The 15,061-nt window shown below is 63.8% G+C and carries 17 protein-coding genes; 13 read left to right on the forward strand and 4 right to left on the reverse strand.

The features are described from left to right. Positions 1-4 precede the first annotated feature (4 nt). The 6 genes from sdhA to KZZ07_RS04690 all read left to right on the forward strand — a co-directional run bounded on the left by sdhA (position 5) and on the right by KZZ07_RS04690 (position 3,744). Positions 5-1,807: a succinate dehydrogenase flavoprotein subunit gene (gene sdhA / locus KZZ07_RS04665; protein WP_219512554.1), complete on the forward strand. Its 1,803-nt coding sequence runs from the start codon at positions 5-7 to the stop codon at positions 1,805-1,807. After that, the gene (locus KZZ07_RS04670) at positions 1,807-2,112 is read left to right on the forward strand and encodes a hypothetical protein (protein ID WP_219512556.1); all 306 of its coding nucleotides are present in this window, start codon (positions 1,807-1,809) and stop codon (positions 2,110-2,112) included. Before sdhA ends, KZZ07_RS04670 begins: the two co-directional genes overlap by 1 nt. Then, a complete protein-coding gene (locus tag KZZ07_RS04675; RefSeq protein WP_255564157.1) occupies positions 2,100-2,426 on the forward strand; it encodes a hypothetical protein in 327 nt (108 codons plus the stop codon). The genes KZZ07_RS04670 and KZZ07_RS04675 overlap by 13 nt, the downstream gene beginning before the upstream one ends. Before the next feature lie 10 nt (positions 2,427-2,436). Further along, positions 2,437-3,216, forward strand: a complete 780-nt coding sequence (locus KZZ07_RS04680; protein ID WP_219512557.1) for a succinate dehydrogenase iron-sulfur subunit — start codon at positions 2,437-2,439, stop codon at positions 3,214-3,216. Further along, positions 3,216-3,494: a hypothetical protein gene (locus tag KZZ07_RS04685; protein WP_219512558.1), complete on the forward strand. Its 279-nt coding sequence runs from the start codon at positions 3,216-3,218 to the stop codon at positions 3,492-3,494. The genes KZZ07_RS04680 and KZZ07_RS04685 overlap by 1 nt, the downstream gene beginning before the upstream one ends. Positions 3,495-3,588: 94 nt before the next feature. Further along, positions 3,589-3,744: a hypothetical protein gene (locus KZZ07_RS04690; protein ID WP_219512559.1), complete on the forward strand. Its 156-nt coding sequence runs from the start codon at positions 3,589-3,591 to the stop codon at positions 3,742-3,744. Positions 3,745-3,914: 170 nt separating this feature from the next. Here the strand turns inward: KZZ07_RS04690 and KZZ07_RS04695 are convergent, their stop codons facing one another. Then, a complete protein-coding gene (locus KZZ07_RS04695; protein ID WP_219512560.1) occupies positions 3,915-5,078 on the reverse strand; it encodes a type III PLP-dependent enzyme in 1,164 nt (387 codons plus the stop codon). Between the two features lie 326 nt (positions 5,079-5,404). Here KZZ07_RS04695 and KZZ07_RS04700 point away from each other — a divergent pair, with 326 nt between their 5' ends. Together KZZ07_RS04700 and KZZ07_RS04705 are read left to right on the forward strand one after the other, a co-directional pair. Beyond that, the gene (locus tag KZZ07_RS04700) at positions 5,405-5,608 is read left to right on the forward strand and encodes a hypothetical protein (RefSeq protein WP_219512561.1); all 204 of its coding nucleotides are present in this window, start codon (positions 5,405-5,407) and stop codon (positions 5,606-5,608) included. Positions 5,609-5,665: 57 nt separating this feature from the next. Then, complete coding sequence (locus KZZ07_RS04705) at positions 5,666-6,514, forward strand: urea carboxylase-associated family protein (protein WP_219512563.1); 849 nt, start codon at positions 5,666-5,668, stop codon at positions 6,512-6,514. 157 nt (positions 6,515-6,671) lie between these two features. Here KZZ07_RS04705 and deoD read toward each other — a convergent pair whose 3' ends face one another. The 3 genes from deoD to KZZ07_RS04720 all read right to left on the reverse strand — a co-directional run bounded on the left by deoD (position 6,672) and on the right by KZZ07_RS04720 (position 9,915). Next, positions 6,672-7,376 carry a purine-nucleoside phosphorylase gene (gene deoD, locus KZZ07_RS04710; RefSeq protein ID WP_219512565.1) on the reverse strand — a complete coding sequence of 235 codons (705 nt, stop codon included), beginning with the start codon at positions 7,374-7,376 and terminating at the stop codon, positions 6,672-6,674. Between the two features lies 1 nt (position 7,377). Further along, positions 7,378-7,686, reverse strand: a complete 309-nt coding sequence (locus KZZ07_RS04715; protein WP_219512567.1) for an H-NS histone family protein — start codon at positions 7,684-7,686, stop codon at positions 7,378-7,380. Between the two features lie 255 nt (positions 7,687-7,941). Continuing rightward, positions 7,942-9,915, reverse strand: a complete 1,974-nt coding sequence (locus KZZ07_RS04720; RefSeq protein ID WP_219512569.1) for a protein meaA — start codon at positions 9,913-9,915, stop codon at positions 7,942-7,944. A gap of 296 nt (positions 9,916-10,211) precedes the next feature. On the opposite strand from KZZ07_RS04720, the gene KZZ07_RS04725 reads away from it, so the two are divergent. The 5 genes from KZZ07_RS04725 (at position 10,212) to KZZ07_RS04745 (ending at position 14,920) form a co-directional block, all read left to right on the forward strand. After that, positions 10,212-11,555 carry a 1-acyl-sn-glycerol-3-phosphate acyltransferase gene (locus KZZ07_RS04725; protein ID WP_219512570.1) on the forward strand — a complete coding sequence of 448 codons (1,344 nt, stop codon included), beginning with the start codon at positions 10,212-10,214 and terminating at the stop codon, positions 11,553-11,555. A 231-nt stretch (positions 11,556-11,786) separates the two neighbouring features. After that, positions 11,787-13,073, forward strand: coding sequence for a crotonyl-CoA carboxylase/reductase (gene ccrA, locus KZZ07_RS04730; protein WP_219512571.1), 1,287 nt, complete (start codon positions 11,787-11,789; stop codon positions 13,071-13,073). A gap of 216 nt (positions 13,074-13,289) precedes the next feature. Beyond that, positions 13,290-13,499 (forward strand): hypothetical protein, encoded by a 210-nt coding sequence (locus KZZ07_RS04735; protein ID WP_219512572.1) that lies wholly within the window; start codon positions 13,290-13,292, stop codon positions 13,497-13,499. Then, a complete protein-coding gene (locus tag KZZ07_RS04740) occupies positions 13,429-14,166 on the forward strand; it encodes a helix-turn-helix transcriptional regulator (RefSeq protein WP_219512573.1) in 738 nt (245 codons plus the stop codon). Before KZZ07_RS04735 ends, KZZ07_RS04740 begins: the two co-directional genes overlap by 71 nt. Before the next feature lie 112 nt (positions 14,167-14,278). Next, the gene (locus tag KZZ07_RS04745; RefSeq protein WP_219512574.1) at positions 14,279-14,920 is read left to right on the forward strand and encodes an acyl-homoserine-lactone synthase; all 642 of its coding nucleotides are present in this window, start codon (positions 14,279-14,281) and stop codon (positions 14,918-14,920) included. The last annotated feature ends 141 nt before the right edge of the window (positions 14,921-15,061 follow it).

A 15,061-nucleotide genomic window follows, 5' to 3' on the forward strand; every position in this document is an offset into this window, starting at 1 on the left:
ACCAATGGCAGCATACGAATACGAGACGCATGATTATGACGTCGTGGTTGTCGGGGCTGGCGGCGCGGGTCTCCGCGCCACGCTCGGCATGGCCGAACAGGGCCTGCGCACCGCCTGCGTGACCAAGGTTTTCCCGACCCGCTCACACACCGTCGCAGCCCAGGGCGGCATCGCCGCCTCGCTGTCGAACATGGGGCCCGACAATTGGCAGTGGCACATGTACGACACCGTCAAGGGCTCGGACTGGCTGGGCGACACCGACGCGATGGAATACCTCGCCCGCGAGGCGCCCAAGGCGGTTTACGAGCTGGAACATTACGGCGTTCCGTTCAGCCGCACCGAAGAGGGCAAGATCTACCAGCGTCCCTTTGGCGGCCACACCACCGAATTCGGTGAAGGCCCGCCCGTGCAGCGCACCTGCGCCGCCGCGGACCGCACCGGCCACGCCATCCTGCACACGCTTTACGGCCAGTCGCTCAAGAACAACGCCGAGTTCTATATCGAGTATTTCGCCATCGACCTGCTGATGGAAAACGGCGAGTGCAAGGGCGTGCTCTGCTGGAAGCTCGACGACGGCACCTTCCACGTCTTCAACGCCAAGATGGTCGTTCTGGCCACGGGCGGTTATGGCCGTGCCTATTTCTCGGCCACTTCGGCCCACACCTGCACCGGCGACGGCGGCGGCATGGTGGCCCGTGCGGGCCTGCCGCTTCAGGACATGGAATTCGTCCAGTTCCACCCGACCGGCATCTATGGTTCCGGCTGCCTCATCACCGAGGGCGCCCGGGGTGAGGGCGGCTACCTGACGAACTCCGAGGGCGAGCGTTTCATGGAACGCTACGCGCCGACCTACAAGGACCTCGCACCGCGCGACTATGTCAGTCGCTCGATGACCATGGAAATCCGCGAAGGCCGGGGCGTGGGCGCCGAGGGCGACCACATTCACTTGAACCTGTCGCACCTGCCCGCCGAAGCGCTGGCAGAGCGCCTGCCGGGCATCTCGGAGTCGGCCAAGATTTTTGCCGGTGTCGATGTCACCAAGGAGCCGATCCCGGTCCTGCCGACCGTGCATTACAACATGGGCGGTATCCCGACCAACTACTGGGGCGAGGTGCTGAACCCGTCCGAGGATGATCCCACCGCCACCGTCCCGGGCCTCATGGCCGTGGGCGAAGCGGGCTGTGCCTCGGTCCACGGGGCCAACCGTCTCGGCTCGAACTCGCTGATCGACCTCGTGGTTTTTGGCCGCGCCGCCGCGATCCGCGCCGGCAAGGTCGTGGATCCCGAAACCGCCGTGCCCTCTGCGCCGGTGTCCGAGATCGACAAGGCCTTCGACCGGTTCGACGGCATCCGCAACGCCAGCGGCACGGTGCCCACCGCCGACCTGCGGCTTGAGATGCAAAAGACCATGCAGCGCGACGCTGCCGTCTTCCGCACCGCCAAGACGATGGCCGAAGGTGTCGAGGCGATGACCGGTATTGCCGCCAAGATGGACGACATCAAGGTGACCGACCGCAGCCTGGTCTGGAACTCTGACCTGATGGAAACGCTGGAACTGACCAACCTGATGCCCAACGCGCTGGCGACCATTTTCGGCGCCGAGGCGCGCAAGGAAAGCCGGGGCGCCCACGCGCACGAGGACTTCTCCGAACGCGACGACGACAACTGGCGCGTGCACACCGTCGCGCGGGTCGAGGGCAACAGTGTCGACCTCAGCTATCGCCCGGTCATCGTCGATCCGCTGTCGACCGAAGAGGAAGGCGGCATCAGCCTGAAAAAGATCGCGCCCAAGGCGCGGACGTTCTGATGCGGGGGTGGCTGCCAATTCTCCCTGTCATCGCGGGCGTCGCCCTGGGATCGGCTGCTGCGGCCAACCAGGCAGAGGCCTACAGACTCTGCAAGCCAGAGGCGCAACGCATCGCGGCGCAGGGCGGGCACTACGGGTACAACACGCGCTATGACATGGCGCTGGATGCCTGCATGACCGCCTACCGGCCCAGCCATCAACAGGCCGGGCTGCCGGGCATCGGCACGCTGGCGCCCGTTGCGCCGGTGGGCTGTTACCCCGGCGCGCCGACGATCTACCGGGGCACACTCTATTGCCTCGACTGAGCGGGCATACCGCCGCCCTGGCCGTGGCCGGGCTGCTGGCCGCCTGCTCGCCGCAGGCCCAGGACGAGATTGCGCGCAGTGCCGCGCGCTCGGCCCTGACACCGGTGGTTGCCGACACGTTCCCCGGCGTGCCGCTGGAACCCACGCTGGACTGCCTCATCGACAACGCCAACGCGCAGCAAATCCGCGCGCTGGCCGCGGACGCGGTGATCGGCCCGACCGAAAGCACCGTCCAGATCGCACAGGACATCGCGTCCAAACCCGAAACCCTCCGCTGCCTGGCCCTGAACGGCCTGCCAGCCCTGCTTCGCTAAGGAGAGAGAGATGGTCCAATTCACGCTCCCCAAGAACTCGCAGATCAAGACCGGCAAGACCTGGCCCAAGCCGGAGGGCGCCAAGAACGTCCGCAAGTTCCAGATCTACCGCTGGAACCCCGATGACGGGAAGAACCCGCAGGTCGATACCTATTTCCTCGACATGGATACCTGCGGCCCGATGATCCTGGACGCGCTTATCAAGATCAAGAACGAGATCGACCCCACGCTGACCTTCCGCCGGTCCTGCCGTGAGGGGATCTGTGGCTCCTGCGCGATGAACATCGACGGGATCAACACGCTGGCCTGCATCTACGGGCTGGACGAGGTCGAGGGCGACGTAAAGATCTACCCGCTGCCGCATATGCCGGTGGTCAAGGACCTGATTCCCGACCTGACGCATTTCTACGCCCAGCACGCCAGCATCATGCCCTGGCTGGAAACCAAGACGAACCGCCCGGCAAAAGAGTGGAAACAGTCGATCGAGGACCGCAAGAAACTCGACGGGCTCTATGAATGCGTGATGTGCGCTTCCTGCTCGACGGCCTGCCCGTCCTATTGGTGGAACGGCGACCGCTACCTTGGACCGGCAGCCCTGCTGCACGCCTACCGCTGGATCATCGACAGCCGCGACGAGGCGACGGGCGAGCGCCTGGATCAGCTTGAGGACCCCTTCAAGCTCTACCGCTGCCACACCATCATGAACTGCGCCAAGACCTGCCCCAAGGGGTTGAACCCGGCGCTGGCGATTGCCGAGATCAAGAAGATGATGGTCGACCGCGCGGTCTGATGACCATCCTGCCGCCGAAATTCGACAGCCCCGAGGAACTGGCAGAGTTTCTCGGGGCTTTTTCGTCCCGTCTCCACTACCTGAACCGTGTCGCGCTGGGCGAAAGCAAATATGCTTGGTGGTACGCAGAACTCCTGCGCGCCGCCGCCCGCCTTGCACCGCTCTTGCGGGACGAGGCCATCCGTGCGGACTTTGGCGACGGCTGGACAAAAGGCTCGGAGCAAGACCCAAAGGCCCGTCTGCTGGACCTGCTCGCCCGGGAAATCCGGGACAGGTGACGTGGCTTCCCTTGCAGGGAATGCATCCCAACCTTGCGACCTTGGGTGAGGTCAAGGTGATCCAACGGGATTATCTAGGCGTCAGGGAGGGGATTTGTCGAACCCGAAAGGCAACCCCATGCAAGAGCAGCAGAAAAACAACGCCCAACGCGCCCTCGAAGCCCTCGACCAGGCTTGGGCCTACTTCACGCCCGAACAGCGCGTCGAGAGCAAGGCCCCGGTCTACGAGGACCTGCCCCTGGCCGCGTGACCCCGTGTGAGAGGGGATCGACCCATCACCCCGGTTGACCAAACGCCCGACCGCCAGGCCGGGCGTTTCGCGTTTCGGGGGCCTCTGTCATTGCGGACAAAAGAAAAACGCCCGGCCAGATGACCGGGCGTCCTGCGATTTGCCGTAGGGCGGGGGGACCCGCCCCCGCCTCAGATCACCACCACGTCCAGCGGCGGGAAGCCGTTAAAGCCGATCGACGCATAGGTCGAGGTGTAGGCACCGCAGCAGCGGATCACGATCCGGTCACCCGCGGCCAGGCCAACGGGCAGCTGCACGGGTTGCTTTTCATACAGCACGTCGGCGCTGTCGCAGCTTGGGCCCGCCAGGATGCACGACCCGGTCGGCTCGAAATCCTTGTCGGTCACGAACTGATAGCGGATCGCCTCGTCCATCGTCTCGGCCAGGCCCGAGAACTTGCCGATGTCCAGGTAGACCCAGCGGTGCAGGTCGTTCTCGGTCTTGCGCGAGACCAGCAGCACCTCGGCGGCAATCGCGCCGCATTCCGCCACCAGCCCACGGCCCGGCTCTGCCATGATCCGCTCGACATTGCCGAAACGCTCGCGCACCAGGCTCATGACTTCGCCGGCATAGGCTTCGGGGCCCTGCACCGACTGGCCGTAGTAGGCCGGGAAACCGCCGCCGATGTTCAGCAGGTCCAGCTCGAAACCGGCCTCCTGCGCGGCGTTCCAGACCTTGGCAACCTCGTCCAGGACCGGCGCCCACATGGCGGCGCGACGGGTCTGCGACCCGACGTGGAAGGAGACACCGACCGGACGCAGGCCCAGCATGCGGGCACGGCCCATCAGCTCCAGCGCCATTTCCGGTGCGCAGCCGAACTTCCGCGACAACGGCCAGTCGGCCTCTGTCGCCATGACGAGTAGGCGGATGTAGACCTGCGCGCCGGGGGCATTGCGCGCGATCTTGACCAGCTCTTCCTCGGCATCCGCGGCGAACAGATCGACGCCAGCCTCAAAGGCCCAGGCGATATCCGACGGGCGCTTCACGGTGTTGCCAAAGCTGATCTCATGCGGCTGCGCACCGGCGGCAAGGCACATCTCGATCTCGGGGCGGCTGGCGGCGTCGAAACGCGACCCGGCGGCGACGAGCGTCGACAGGATTTCCGGCGCCGGGTTTGCCTTGACGGCGTAATGGATGCGCGCGCGGCCCAGGCCCTGGGCCAGGGCGGCGTACTGACGGGCGACCACGTCGGTGTCCAGCACCAGCGTCGGACGGTCGAAACGATGTGTAAGGATGTGGCGCTCGGCACGGGACAGGGTATCGCGGGCAGAAAGCCCGGCGGCAAAAGCGTTCATGGTCATCTCCATTCAGACCCGGCCATTCCGGTTTCCCGGCGCAGACCGCTCAGTTCCAAGGGAGACGTTACCGTCGCTACTTAACCGCGTGGGTGCTTTTGCCCACCTCGACAGAGGCGCGTGCGTTGGCGTCTATGGCCGCGCATATGGGCCAGAGCATTGAGTCGATCAAGGAAAAAATTCGTCCTGGACTCGTTTTTTTCGGGCAGGCGGCACAGCGGGCCGTGCGGCGCCTGTTCCGGTCCTTCGGGTGTTGCCTCGGCGCCGGTGCACAGCAGGGCAGGGGGCAGGGTTTTCGCCCGCCTGTCATGGCGTTAAACCGGGGCATGTTCGTCGTCATCGGCCTCATCGTCGCCTTCATCCTGATCGCGGTCTTTTCCAACCGTGCCACGCGCTATTGCCGCTGGCGCGAACGCCGCGGCGACGGGGACAGCACCTGGACCTGCATCCATTGCGGCGCCACGGTTCGGGGCGCGCGCGGCCAACCCCCGTCAGACTGCTACAGGGATCGCCCCCCGCCCTTGGGGTGAGCGCCCTTGCCAATCCGGCCACCCGGGTCTTCACTCCACCCCGAAAGGAGCCACACGATGACAATGCCCCCCGCCGACGCCGAAGCCCGCCGCGCCATCCCCCCGGTGATCTGCTATCCCACAGAGACCTTGCCGAAGCCCGACCTGGCGCTCTACCGGGCGGCGCTGTCCGGGGCAGAGGTCACGGCAACCACCCTGGCCCCGCCCCGCGACGCTTGCAGCTTTACCGTCCCCGCAGGGCATTTCTTTCGCATCACCTCGGTCGACGGTCCGCAGGTGGGGGATCTGAACCTCTGGAACGCCCATGACCTGTCCGAGCGTTTCTACTCTGGCAAGACCCGCGCCCTGCACGGAACCCATGTCACCACCGGCGACCGGCTGTGGTCCAGCTTTCCCACGCTGCGCCCGCTTGCCACCGTGGTCGAGGACACTCTTGACTGGTACGGCATCGACGCCTTCGGCGGCTCCGTCCACGACGTGATCGGCACGCGCTGCGATCCCTATACGGGCAACCTGCTGTCGGGCAGCCAGTACCACCATTGCTGCCACTCGAACCTCATCCGTGCCCTGTCTGCCGCCTGCGACCTGCCACTGGCCGAGGCAGAGCGCCACGTCCACGATGTGCTCAATGTCTTCATGTGCACGGGGTTCACCCGCGACACCGGGCAATATTTCATGAAGGCAAGCCCGGTCCGTCCCGGCGACCACCTTACCTTCCTTGCAGAGATCGACCTGCTGGGCGCGCTCAGTGCCTGTCCGGGCGGGGATTGCTCATCAGAGCACAGCTCCGACACGGCCGCCTGCTTTCCGCTGCAGGTCGAGGTGCTGGCCCCGGTGACAGGGGCTCTCGACGGCTGGCAGAGGCCGCCGCCCAACGGCTATGACCGCACACACGGCGTGACGTGACCGCGCCGGCTTTTCTTTGGGCTAAAAATACTCCGGGGAGCGCGAGGGGCTGGCCCCTCGCATCCTTCAGTATGGCCCCTTGGCGCGATTGGACCGCTCTTGCCGACAAGCGGCACCGGGGGCAAGTGCGTAGGGCGGGGTTTACCCCGCCACGCAGTCACGCAAAACCGGCTTCCAGCGCGATTTCCACCATCTCGCCGAAAGAGCTTTCGCGCTCGTCCGAGGACAGGGCGGCACCCGTCGGCAGGTGGTCGGACACCGTCAGGACAGCCAGTGCTCGCGCGCCGAACCTTGCGGCCACCGTGTAAAGCTCCGCCGCCTCCATCTCGACCGCCAGGACGCCGTGGCGCACCATCTGGTCGTTCAGGTCCGGGCGTTCATCGTAAAACACGTCCGAGGAATAGATACCGCCGACATGAGTCGTGACCCCATGTTCACGCGCCGCCGCAACGGCGCGTTCCAGCAATCCGAAATCCGCGCAGGGCGCGTAATTCAATTCCCGGAAAAACCCGCTGGACGGAGTCGAAAGCGTCGTGGCGGTCATGGCGATCACAATATCCCGCAGCCCGACATGATCCTGCATACCGCCGCATGATCCGATGCGGATCAGCGTTTTCGCGCCGTAGTCGCGGAGCAGTTCATTGGCATAGATCGACAGGCTGGGCATTCCCATCCCCGACCCCTGTATCGACACCCGATGTCCTTTCCAGGTTCCGGTGAATCCCGACATGCCGCGCACATCGTTGATACAGGTCACATTATCCAGGAACTTTTCCGCCGCCCATTTCGCGCGGCGCGGGTCTCCGGGCATCAGCACCGTTTCCGCGATTTCACCGGGCGCGGCTCCGATATGGATCGTCATCTCAGAGCGCGAGATCGTCGAGCGACTTGCCTTCCTCGAGTGCTGCAATCACCCAGTTGGGCTTGCGGCCGCGGCCCGTCCAGGTTTGCGAGGGATCGGCCGGGTTTGCATATTTCGGCGCGCCCTTGCTGCCTTTCGGGCCAGCGTCCAGAACCTCGTCCAGCGAGAATCCGAATTCCTTGGCAGCCTTTTCCGCTGCGCGCTTTGCTTCTGCCCGGCGACGCGCATCGACCGATTTCAGAGCCTTTTGAGCATCGGAAATCAATTGTTGGAGTTCGTCGTGCGAAAGCTTTTCCAGATCGATATCCATGTCTTTTCTCCGTTTTCTTGATCGGCGGGTTCTCCCCCCGATCTTGTCGGTGTTCAACGTCTATTTTGTGTCACGAAATAGTGCAGCAAGAATCTGCCGCAACGTCACACTATTCCGAAATGACAAAGACTCGCTTTTTCACCATTCCGAATGTTGCAAAACTGGTCTGACGCGAAATAGCGCCAGTGTAAAGAAAAAGGCCCGGCGTGTCGCGCCGGGCCTTTTGGAATGCGTCATCTCGCAATTCAGGAATGTCTACTCCGCGGCCACAGAGGCCGGATCGACCAGGGTCACGATATCGCGCATGATCGTGTTCAGCTCGAAATCCTTGGGCGTATAGACCTGTGCCACGCCCATGCCTTTCAGGCGCCGGGCATCCTCGTCCGGGATGATGCCACCAACGATCACGGGCACATGGCCCAATCCCTCGGCTCGCATCCGGTTCATCAGGTCCTCGACCAGCGGGATATGGCTGCCCGACAAGATCGACAGGCCAACCACATGCGCCCCCTCCTTGGCGGCCTCGACGATTTGATCCGGGGTCAGGCGGATGCCCTCATAGTCGATCTCCATGCCGCAGTCGCGGGCGCGAAAGGCGATCTGCTCGGCGCCATTGGAATGGCCGTCCAGCCCCGGTTTGCCCACGAGGAAGCGCAGCCGCTTGCCCAGCTTGTCGCTGACCGCGTCCACCGCCTCGCGCAAGTCGTCCAGCCCCTCGGTCTTGTTGGAAACAGAGCGCGACACGCCCGTGGGGCCGCGGTATTCGCCGAAGACGCTGCGCATCTGCGCCGCCCATTCGCCGGTGGTGACGCCCGCCTTTGCGCAGGTGATCGAGGCCGGCATGACATTCTCGCCCGCCGCCGCCGCTGCGCGCAGGTCGGCAAGGGCTGTCTTGACCGCCGTCTCGTCGCGTTCGGCCCGCCAGGCGTTCAGGCGGTCGATCTGATCCTGTTCCACCGCCGGGTCGACCGTCATGATGCCGCCGTCCTCGTCCATCAGCGGGCTGGGTTCGCCGTGCTGGAACTTGTTGACGCCCACCACGGTGGTCTCGCCGCGCTCGATCCGGTTCAGCCGCTCGGCGTTGCTGTCGACCAGACGGCCCTTCATGTATTCGATGGCCTCGACGGCGCCGCCCATGCCGTCGATCAGGGACAGTTCGTGCCGCGCGCCCTCTTTCAGGGCCTCGACCTTGGCATCCACCGCCGGGTTGCCGTCAAAGAGGTCGTCGAATTCCAGCAGGTCGGTTTCATAGGCCATGATCTGCTGCATTCGCATCGACCATTGCTGATCCCAGGGGCGGGGCAGGCCAAGTGCCTCGTTCCACGCGGGCAGCTGCACGGCGCGGGCGCGGGCCTTTTTCGACAAGGTGACGGCCAGCATCTCGATCAGGATACGGTAGACGTTGTTTTCCGGCTGCTGTTCGGTCAGGCCAAGGCTGTTGACCTGCACGCCATAGCGGAAACGGCGATACTTGGGATCCTCGACGCCGTAGCGGGTGGCGCAGATTTCGTCCCAGAGGTCGACAAAGGCGCGCATCTTGCACATCTCGGTCACGAACCGGATGCCCGCATTGACGAAAAAGCTGATCCGCCCGACCAGCCGGGGGAAATCTTCTGCCGGAACGCGGGTCTTCAGCTCGTCCAGAACGGCTGTGGCCGTGGCCAGCGCAAAGGCCAGTTCCTGTTCCGGTGTCGCGCCCGCCTCTTGCAGGTGGTAGGAACAGACGTTCATCGGGTTCCACTTGGGCACATTGGTGTAGCAATACTCGGCCACGTCCCCGATCAGCTTGAGCGAGGGTTTCGGGGGACAGATATAGGTGCCGCGGCTCAGGTATTCCTTGATGAGGTCGTTCTGTACCGTGCCCTGCAGCTTGGCGACATCGGCCCCCTGTTCCTCGGCCACCGCGATATAGAGCGACAGCAGCCAGGGCGCCGTGGCATTGATGGTCATCGAGGTGTTCATCTGCTCCAGCGGGATCTCGTCAAAGAGTGACCGCATGTCGCCCAGATGGCAGACCGGCACGCCGACCTTGCCCACCTCGCCCTTTGCCAGGATATGATCGCTGTCATAGCCCGTCTGCGTGGGCAGGTCGAAAGCCACGGAAAGCCCGGTCTGCCCCTTGGCAAGATTGTTGCGGTAAAGCGCGTTCGAGGCCTTGGCCGTGGAGTGGCCCGCATAGGTGCGGATCAGCCAGGGCTTGTCGCGGGGCGGCATCTGGGTCTCGGTCATCGGGGCCTCCGTGGCGTGAATCATTGTTCGCAATCTTGTTGCGTCCGGATTGGGATACGCGAAAGATTATGTCGCTGTCAATTCGCCGCATCGCAGCGCGAGCAGATGCAGCATAGGCGAGGTGCCAAGGCGCGGCAAAGCGCGTTGCGCGGGCCGGGCCTGCCTAGCCGCAGGTCAAAAGGGGCGGGCTGACGGGTTTTGTACAAAATGCTGGAAACGGCGTACGTTTTGTACAAAACGTACAAAACTTCGGCCGGGCTTGTCGCTGGCCTCACAGCCTGCAAAAGTCCTGCAGAATGACCGCGCCCGTGACCCTTCCGCTCTGGCTGTTCGCCCTGATCTTCGCCTTTGCCGCGGTGAGTTTCGCGACGCATTTCCTGTTTCCCTCCGTGCGTTGGTTCCTGCGCAGGCGCCTGGAAAAGGCCGTGGCCCGGCTGAATGAAAGGCTGGAACGGCCGATCGAACCTTTCCGCCTGTTGCGCCGCTATGACCTGATCCAGCGCCTGCTTTATCACCCCGAGGTGATGCAGGCGATTGTCGAGTACGCCGCCAAGAACGGCGTGCGCGAAGATGTGGCCTTTGAAAAGGCCCGCCGCTATGCCCGTGAAATCGTGCCGTCTTTCTCGGCTTTCGCCTATTTCGGGCTGGGCCTGCGCGGGGCGCGCTGGCTGTCGAACACGCTGTACCGCGTGCGCCTCGGCCACCACGAGGCCAGCGCGCTCAGCGCCATCGACCCCGAGGCGACGGTGATTTTCGTCATGAATCACCGGTCGAACATGGACTATGTGCTGGTCACGCACCTGGCGGCCAACCGGTCGGCCCTGTCCTATGCGGTGGGCGAGTGGGCGCAGGTCTGGCCATTGTCACAGCTGATCCGCGCGATGGGGGCCTATTTCATCCGGCGCAAATCGCGCGACGCGCTCTATCGCAAGGTCTTGCGGCGCTATGTGCAGATGGCCACAAGCGGTGGGGTCACGCAGGCCATTTTCCCCGAAGGCGGGTTGAGCCTGGACGGCGCCCTGGCAGAGCCGAAGGTCGGGTTGCTCACCTATATTCTCGACGATCTGGACCTGTCCGCGCGTGATGTCGTCTTTGTTCCGGTGGGTCTGAACTATGACCGCGTGCTCGAGGACAAGGTCCTGACGAAGGCCGGGCAAAGCGGCACGCGGCGCTTCGATGCCTCTGTCAGCCGGGTGATCCGGGGTCTTTTCCGCCAAGTATGGCTGAGGGTGACGGGGCGGTTCCATCGTTTCGGCTATGCGGCGGTCAGCTTTGGCGCTCCCCTGTCGCTGAAGGCCAACGCCTCCCTGGTCGGGGATGCGCCGGGGCTGGCCCAGGAACTGATGTCCCGGATCGCCGGTATTGTCCCGGTGCTGCCGGTGCCGCTTGTCGCCTACCTTCTTATGCGCGGCCCGCAAAGCCGCGCCGACCTTGAAACCGCCTGTTCTGCCGCGCTCGACAAGCTCCCGGATGCGCATGTCCACCTGCCCCGCAAAAGCAGAGACTATGCCGTCGAGGTGGGCCTGCGCGCCCTTGTCGAACGTGGCATCGTGCAGGAGGTGGATGGCAGCTTTGCCGTCGTGCCCGACCAGGCCGTGCTGGCCAGCTACTACGCGCGTTCCATCGAACACCTGTTCTGATCCGGCCCCGCGCCGCGATCCCGTGCCGCGCAGGCCCTGGCCTGCGGGCTCTGCAGGCGTGCAATGCTGCGCGCGCACCAGAATTTCTGCACCTGCGGGGTCATAAAATTACAAAATCGGACGGAATGATGTTGCAATGTTGCGCGACGGCGAATATTCCAAGGGTCAGCCCCGCGATTCTGCGCCGCAGAACCGGTCCGAACATCAACACTGGCTCAACAGGAGGCCGTCATGGCTCTGGACACGCAAACAGGCATCGCCCAGTACGATGCACCGGAAAAGGACCTCTACGAAGTCGGCGAAATGCCCCCGATGGGCTACGTCCCCAAGAAGATGTACGCTTGGGCGATCCGCCGCGACCGTCATGGCGATCCGGAGCAGAGCTTTCAGCAGGAAGTGGTCGACGTCTGGGACATCGACAGCCACGAAGTGCTGGTTCTCGTCATGGCCGCCGGCGTCAACTACAACGGCGTCTGGGCCGGCAAGGGCGTTCCGATCTCTCCCTTCGACGTTCACGGCCAGGAGTTCCACGTTGCGGGCTCCGACGCCGCGGGCATCGTCTGGAAAGTCGGCGACAAGGTGAAAAACTGGAAGGTCGGCGACGAGGTTGTCATCCACTGTAACCAGGACGACGGCGACGACGAGGAATGCAACGGCGGCGACCCGATGTTTTCGCCCTCGCAGCGGATCTGGGGCTACGAGACCGGCGACGGCTCTTTCGCGCAGTTCACCAAGGTGCAGGCCCAGCAGCTGATGCCGCGACCCAAGCACCTGACCTGGGAAGAAAGCGCCTGCTACACGCTGACCCTGGCAACCGCCTACCGGATGCTTTTCGGCCACCACCCGCATGAGCTCAAGCCCGGCCAGAATGTCCTGGTCTGGGGCGCCTCGGGCGGCCTTGGGTCCTACGCGATCCAGCTGGCGAACACTGCGGGCGCGAATGCAATCGGCGTGATCTCGGACGAGAGCAAGCGCCAGTTCGTGATGGATCAGGGCGCCAAAGGGGTCATCAACCGCAAGGACTTCAACTGCTGGGGCCAGATGCCCACGGTCAACACGCCGGAATACAATGCCTGGCTGAAAGAAGCGCGCAAGTTCGGCAAGGCGATCTGGGAGATCACCGGCAAGGGCGTGAGCGTCGACATGGTCTTTGAACACCCCGGCGAGGCGACCTTCCCGGTCTCCACCCTGGTGGTCAAGAAGGGCGGTATCGTGGTGATCTGTGCCGGCACCTCCGGTTACAACTGCACCTTCGACGTGCGTTACATGTGGATGCACCAGAAGCGCCTGCAGGGATCCCACTTTGCCAACCTCAAGCAGGCTGCCTCGGCCAACCGGCTGATGATCGAGCGCCGTCTTGACCCCTGCATGTCCGAGGTGTTCCCCTGGAACGAGATCCCGGCCGCGCACACCAAGATGATGAACAACGAGCACAAGCCCGGCAACATGTCGGTTCTGGTGCAGGCGCCCAAGACCGGGCTGCGCACGCTTGAGGATTGCCTGGACGCGCGCAAGTAAGATTCTCTTCGGCCTGACAGGCCTTCCGACGCCCGCGAATCGCCCCCCGGCATCGCGGGCGTTTTACGTTTCCGACTGGTCCTCAACGCTTTCAGTCACTTGGCGCGAGGCCCCCTCGCTATTTCTGGGGAGTTAGATTCCGTGAATTTTGCGCCCCGTCGGCGCATGCTAGAGTTGTCTTAATGAAGCGTTAACCATCTATGCACGAGGCTGATCATGGGACATGACTGGATTTTGGACGTTCTCACCGACCTGAAAACATTCGCTCGGGCCAACGGCATGCCGTCGCTGGCCGCACAACTGGATGACGCCGCATTCGTGGCGCAGGCGGAGATCGCGTCCCAGGCCGAGGGTAATGGCATTGGGCTTTTTGTCGGGAAACGCACCGCGACTGGACGGGCTGATCGAGCGGCTCGAATCCGCTGAGGGACTCGAGGATCTGCAGATCCTCATCGAGGAACTGCGGGACAGATACGGGGTCGATCACATTGTCTATCATTGGGTCAACAGCAATGGCGAACAATATGGGTGCGGGACATATGACCTGGAATGGGTCAACCGTTACCTCGAAAAGGGCTATCTGCGTGTCGATCCGGTGGTGGCGGGGTGCTATCAAAGGTTCCATCCCGTCGACTGGAAGCGACTGGACTGGTCCAGCAAGGCGGCGCGCGCCCTCATGCAGGATGCCATCGCCTATGGCATTGGCAACCAGGGCTATTCGATTCCGCTGCGCGGGCCGAACGGCCAGTTCGCCCTGTTTTCTCTCTCGCACAATTGCAGCGACGAAGAATGGGAGGATTTCACTGTAACCAGCCGGCGCGACCTGATCCTGGTGGCGCATTACTTCAACCAGAAGGCACTGGAATTCGAACCGGGACGCACGCCTGACCCGGCACAGCCCTTGTCCCCGCGCGAGATCGAAGCCATGACCCTCCTCGCCGTGGGCTATAGTCGGGCGCAAGCCGCTGATACCCTTTCGATTTCCGAACATACCCTTCGGGTCTACGTCGAAAGCGCCCGCCACAAACTGGGCGCGTTGAACACCACCCATGCGGTCGCCCGGGCCCTCAGTCGGGGGGTGATCGTGGTCTAAGGACGCGCTTTGGTAAAGCGTGCGTTGTAGCAGCGCGCGCTCAGGTTGAATCCCGTTAACCATTCCAGCGGCAGTCTTTCCCCATCGAATTCACATTCCGAGGGGAAACGACATGATCCGCTACATCTACGGCACCGACCTGCACAAGTTCCCGAAGCTGGCCGAAACCATGTTCCGCGACCGCGCGGACCAGTTCAAGACGCGCCTGGGCTGGGAAGTCACCGTCGATGAGGAAACCGGCTTCGAGCGTGACGAATACGACGACGAGAACCCGCTCTACGTCATCTGGGAAAACGCCGACGGCACGCACGGCGGTTCCATGCGCCTGCTGCCCACGACAGGCCGCACGATGGTGAACGATCACTTCGTCCACCTGACCGACGGCGTGCGCATCCAGTCGCCGTTGATCTGGGAATGCACCCGGTTCTGCCTGGCCCGCGGCGCGACACCCGGTGTCGCGGCGGCCCTGATGCTGGCCGGCGGCGAGGTCATGCAGGAATTTGGCGTCGAACACTATGTCGGTGTCTTCGATGCCCGCATGGTGCGGATCTACCGCCGTATCGGGTCCTCCCCCGACGTGCTGGGCAGCCAGGGGAAGGGCCGCGAACAAATCAGCGTCGGCCTGTGGGAGTTCACCCCCGAAGGCCAGGCACAGGTGTCGAAGAGCGCGGGCATCACGCCGGAGATGTCCAAGCGCTGGTTCGCGCTGTCCTTTGGCCAGATCGTCCAGCCCAAGGAACTCGTGGCCGCCTGAGAGGCACCGGTCATCGCCGCGTCCGTCCGGCGCGCGTGGGCTACGGCCCGCGCGCGTTTTTTCTTGTCTGCAGAGCAGGGGCGGGTGGCACCTGCGGTGACGGGAATTTTCCACGGGAAGATCTGGCAAAGGGTTCTGGTG

It is taken from the genome of Mameliella sp. CS4 (genome assembly GCF_019392335.1).
Lineage (GTDB): Bacteria > Pseudomonadota > Alphaproteobacteria > Rhodobacterales > Rhodobacteraceae > Antarctobacter.